Here is a 5095-nt window from a genome sequence, read left to right on the forward strand (position 1 = left end):
GATTTGAAACCATCCTGCTGGATCGCGGAGAAGTGGACGAACACGTCCTCGCCGCCATCCTGTTCGATGAAACCGTACCCCTTGGAATCGTTGAACCATTTCACCTTACCTACTGGCATGCTGCGTGGCTCCTTTCTTTGGTAGTATTAAGCAATTGTGCTTTTAAGCAATATTATTCCTGATAAAAATGGCTGTCAAGCGAAATTTACCGGTATTCCTTGATATTATACGAGAAATCGCATTCCCGGGGGCCGGCCCCTACCTCACCGTGAATCCCACCGAATCGACGACCCTGCCGTCGCCATCTACGATCGTAAGGGTGTGACTGCCGCGTTTCGGCTCCCAGAGAAAGAGCGGCGTGTCCGGTCCCGCGTCGGAGTCGTTGAGGACCCATCTTACGCGGGCCGACGTTGGCTCGAAGCGCATGGCGACCCGTTGGAGCTTCCCGGGGATGTCGGGATCGATGGTGATAAAAGTCCCTTCCGGAGGGTAGACGATGCGGGGCTTCTGATGGGAGGCCTGCACCCGCACGGCATCCATCGGCTCCGTACCCTCGATGAAGAACTCCTCCCGGGAGGGCTCGATATCCCCTTCGAAACGCACCCTGGCAACGGTGACGCCCGCCGGGCGCCCCGGTGTTGTCGACGGGACGGCGCCATGGAGAAAGTTCATCACTTCGAGCCACAGGGGCGCGGCCCCGCTGATACCGCTGACATCGCGCATGGGCTCGCCCGAGAAGTTGCCGACCCATACCCCAACGGTGTAGCGGCGGGAGAAACCTATGCACCAGTTGTCGCGCATATCCTTGCTGGTACCCGTCTTGACCGCCGTGAAGTAGCGCGTGGCAAGGGGGTTCTCGAGACCGAACGTGACGGCCCGTGACTCCCTGTCCGACAGTATACGGGAGACGATGTAGGACGCCTTCTCATCCATGACGCGGGTCCCGGCGCCGGCGGTGCCGTCGAAGGTCAGTCTCATCCCCGCGCGCCGTCCACCCCGCGCCAGCGCCAGGTACGCCCCGACAAGCTCATAGAGCTCGACATCCGCTGACCCGAGGGCGATGGAATAACCGTAGAACTCCGGGTCCTCCCTGATGCTCGCAAACCCCAGCTTGTTAAGCCTCTCGACGAAGGGCTCGAGGCCGGTCACGAGAAGGGTCTTGACGGCAGGCACGTTGAGGGACGACGCCAGGGCGCACCTCACACTCACGGTGCCGCGGAACTGGTTGTCGTAGTTCTGCGGCACGTAAAGCCCCGTCGGGGTCATTATGGAAAGGGGTGTGTCTTCGAGGAGGGACGACGCGGTCATGTAGCCTTTTTCGATCGCGAGACCGTAGAGGAAGGGCTTCAACGTCGAACCCGCCTGTCTTCGCGACCGGACACCGTCCATCCAGACGGCGCTCGATGCGCTCCCGCTGTTGCCGACGTAGGCAAGGATCTCGCCCGTCGCGTTATCGACCACCATAACGGCCCCGTCGGCCACGTTCTGCCCACGCAAGGCGGCAAGGTTGTCCCTGAGGGCATCGAGGGCAAACCTCTGGAGCCGTCCGTCGAGGGTCGTCACCACCTTCGGTCTTCCCTCTGTGAGGAGCATGCGCGCCACGTGGGGGGCTAGCGAGGTATCGAAGGCTATACGATAGGCCGATGCCAGGGCATCCGCTGTCTTCTTCTCCACCTCTTCACGGCTGACCTTCATGTCGGCCTTCACCGCGAGACGCCAGGACCTCGCGGCCACCCTTTCCCGGGACGCATTGGGCGATGTTATGAGAGAAGCCAGGACAACGGATTCCACCTGGGTGAGACCCGACGGTTCCTTCCCGAAAAGACCCTTCGACGCCGCCCTGACACCCTGCAGCTCCCCACGGTAGTATATGAGGTTGATGTAGGCCTCGAGCATCTCCTCCTTTGTCCAGGCGCGCTCCATGGCAAGGGCGGTGATGATCTGTCGCCATTTCTGGCCGGGATCCCTGCGTATCCCTTTCGGCTTCAAACTCCTGTCCACCATCGAGGCCACCTGCATCGGGATGGTGCTGGCACCGCGGAGCCTTCCCCCCGCGGCCCTCTCCACGAGGGCCGATACGAAGGCGAAAGGGTCGACGCCATGATGGCTGAAGAAACGACGGTCCTCGACAAGAACGACGGTGGCGAGAAAGGACGGAGAGACATCGCCAATACGGGTCCATTCCAGCCGTCTGCCGCTGTCATCCGTCCTCAGTGTGTGGATGGCCTCCCCGTGACGATCGAGAAGGACGGCATCGGAGGCTCGCCAGGAGGCTTTCAGGGCCGCAAAGGACCCTGCGTCCGTGTTCCTGACCGACCGGACCACCGCAAGGAACCCGGCCGCGGCGAGGCACAGGACGGCAAGTGCCGCCACAACGCATATCTTCCTCGTGCCTTTCAGTCGCCTGAAGAACATCCTGTTACTTTCTCACCTCCACGGGCGGGTTCGGAATTTCTCCGTACATCTCCGGGGAGTAGAGCGCCTCCACCCGCGTGGCGGGCATACGGAACATACCGTCATTGTTGAGCCTCACGCTGTACTCCACGGTCCATTTGCCGCGCGGGACGAACTCGTAGTACACTCTCAGGGCCTCAAAAGACCGTTCGCGGTAGGCCTCCCACGCCCATCCCCGCTGACGGCCCTGGCGGGAAAGGAGCGCCGAATCCTGCCCGAGACCGCTTCCCAGGATGGCCGCGCCCGACGGGATGGGATCACTGACGACCACCCAGGTCATGTCCGTACGGGCGTCGATCTCGAGACGCACACGCATCACGTCGCCGCGCGTCCACGCGTCAGGCACCTTGCGCTCCACCGCCGTTATCGTTCTCTTTATGGTGTAACCCGACGCCAGGGGGGCCTTCAACGGAACCGCCGCCAGGCTTTGCACGCTCGCCCAGGGCCTTCCCTCCCCCCTGTGGTCGATCGCGAGGGCGCTTCTCTTCCCGGGCCAGGGCAGCGTGAGGCTGCCTCCCTTCGCGCTTTCAGCCCATGAGATGGTACCCTGTTTTCCTGCCAGGGTGAGAGTGGAGGTGCCCTTCACAGGGGCGGACTCGTACTTCCGCGAGAACTTTTGAAGAGCGAGCACGCCCCAGGCGTTTGCCGTCGTCGTGTCGAGGCGGCCCCTCTTCATCCTCGATACCAGTCCCCGGGCGATCCGGGGCACGTCCTCGCCCCAGGTACCGATCTCCATGGACGCGATGAGCGTCCGGGCGCAGTTGAGGTCCGTCGACACCATGAGCCACCAGAGTTGGTCCGACCTCTCCGTGGAGAGACCCATCACGGTTCCCTGCAGGTTGAGGCGGCTCCTGAGGATCTGAGCGGCCTTCTTCAACCTCCCCTGCCCGTCGGCTATGCCCCGCGTGCGCCGCAGGACATCGATCCAGTCAAGGACGGCCGACGTGGGCCACAGGTCGGGTTCGATATCGATGGTGGTCAGAAGCTGGGCGCCAGCCTGTCCATGCCGCGAGAGAGCCGCGACGGCCGCCATCTTCCTTATGGAAAGGTCGGGTGCCTGAAGCGCGGAGCCTCTCACGACCTTTCCCTCCACAAACCCTTTCAGGCCTTTGATCATCCTGGCCCGGACCTCCTGCGGTATCTCGTACCCGGACTCACCGCTTATGGATAGAAGGTAAGAGGTCAGGGTATCACTGCCGCGCGTCATGAGAGGAAAGTATTTCGCGAGGCCGTCCGTATCGAGGTACGCGGGCGCCTCAGCCATGATGTTCTTCCACATCTCACGGTCCTGAAGGGCAACGGCCTTCGACACCTTCTGTTCAAGACACGTGTAAGGATAACGGCCCATGTATTCGACAACGCCGCCAAGGCCCTCGGAAAGTTTGGGCCGCAACGTTACGGCAACACCTCCCCGGTCCGGTTCGGCGTCCGCGGGACGCTCAACATCCATTTTCAGCGCGTCCTTCACCTGCGTGAGTGTGGCTTGCATAACCCTCACACTCACTGCCGGCACCACCGTCTGGGTGGCCTTCAGCTCGTCCCGCGCGTCTCCGGAAGCCTCCCGTGCCGATACCTCGTAATCGAGTTTCGCGACGCCGGATGGCACGATGACCTGCCAGGCCGCCTCCCGGGCCTCCCCCGCGGGAATGGCAAGCGACAGGGGCGCGAACGACTGCGGGGCCTTGCCCCCGCGAAGCTTCACGTTCACCTCCACGTCCATATTCCGCGTCGACGCGTTGCGCACCGTGAATCCCGCGGTAAAACGGTCGCCTTCCCGGACGAGCCCGGGCAGGCCCGAAAGGACCATGAGGTCCTGAGTGGTCCTTATCGTCTGTGCCCCGGTACCGAAAAGGTCGCTCCCGGAACTGGCTATCGCCACAACCCTGAAGGACGTGAGGGAATCATTGAGATCGAAGACCACGTCCGCCTCACCGCTGTCGTCGAGGGGCACCGCGCTCTTCCAGTACACCAGCGTATCGAAGAGCTCCCGCGTCAGCTGTTTCCCGCCGCCTCCCCCGTGAGGGAGGGCCTTGCGCCCGAAATGACGTTTGCCGATGACCATCATCTGCGACGTGGCCGTCGACATCCCGTAGCCCTTCCGGCGCATCATCGCATCGAGAAGCCCCCAGCTCAGGTTCGGCTTGAGTTCGAGGAGTCCTTCATCGACAACGGCCAGGGCGGCCTCGGAACCCTTCGACGGGACGGAGCCGTCGGGCGTCCGCACCGAGATGCGGGCCTTCACCTTCTGCCTGACCCCGTACGTCTTCCGGTCCGTCTCGACCTTCACCTTGAGGGCATGGGGCTTTAAGCCCACCCTGACCTCGGCTATGCCCAGACGGTAGGCCGGTTTCCCGGGATCAAAGGACGCGGTTGGATGAGTACCTGCCAGCCGTCCCCGAACCACGAGCGCCGACACAAAGACATTGGGCACATAGCTCACCTTCACGGGGACATCTATGACGGGATTCTCCCGGGAGACCTTTCTTACGTAAGCATCCATCACACCTTCGCGCTCCACGGTCACAAGGGCGGTTGCCGTGCTAAAAGGCATCCGCGCCTCGAAGCTCATCGTTTCGCCGGGATCGACCTGGCGGCGACGGGGGATGAGGTCGATGCGGTCATCGTTCCGCGCCTCGTACCA

The 5095-nt window shown here is 62.7% G+C and carries 3 protein-coding genes; all 3 read right to left on the minus strand.

Annotation, left to right across the window (positions count from 1 at the left end):
• Positions 1-119: cold-shock protein (locus GXX82_14980; protein NLT24343.1), on the minus strand; the 119-nt coding region annotated here is incomplete at its 3' end.
• Between the two features lie 139 nt (positions 120-258).
• On the minus strand, positions 259-2280 hold the full coding sequence (gene pbpC, locus GXX82_14985) for a penicillin-binding protein 1C (protein ID NLT24344.1): 2022 nt from the start codon (positions 2278-2280) through the stop codon (positions 259-261).
• A 139-nt stretch (positions 2281-2419) separates the two neighbouring features.
• Positions 2420-5095, minus strand: a 2676-nt coding sequence (locus GXX82_14990; protein NLT24345.1) for an alpha-2-macroglobulin, incomplete at its 5' end; no start/stop codon positions are given.

The organism is Syntrophorhabdus sp. (assembly GCA_012719415.1).
In the GTDB taxonomy this organism is placed as follows: Bacteria; Desulfobacterota; Syntrophorhabdia; order Syntrophorhabdales; family Syntrophorhabdaceae; genus Delta-02.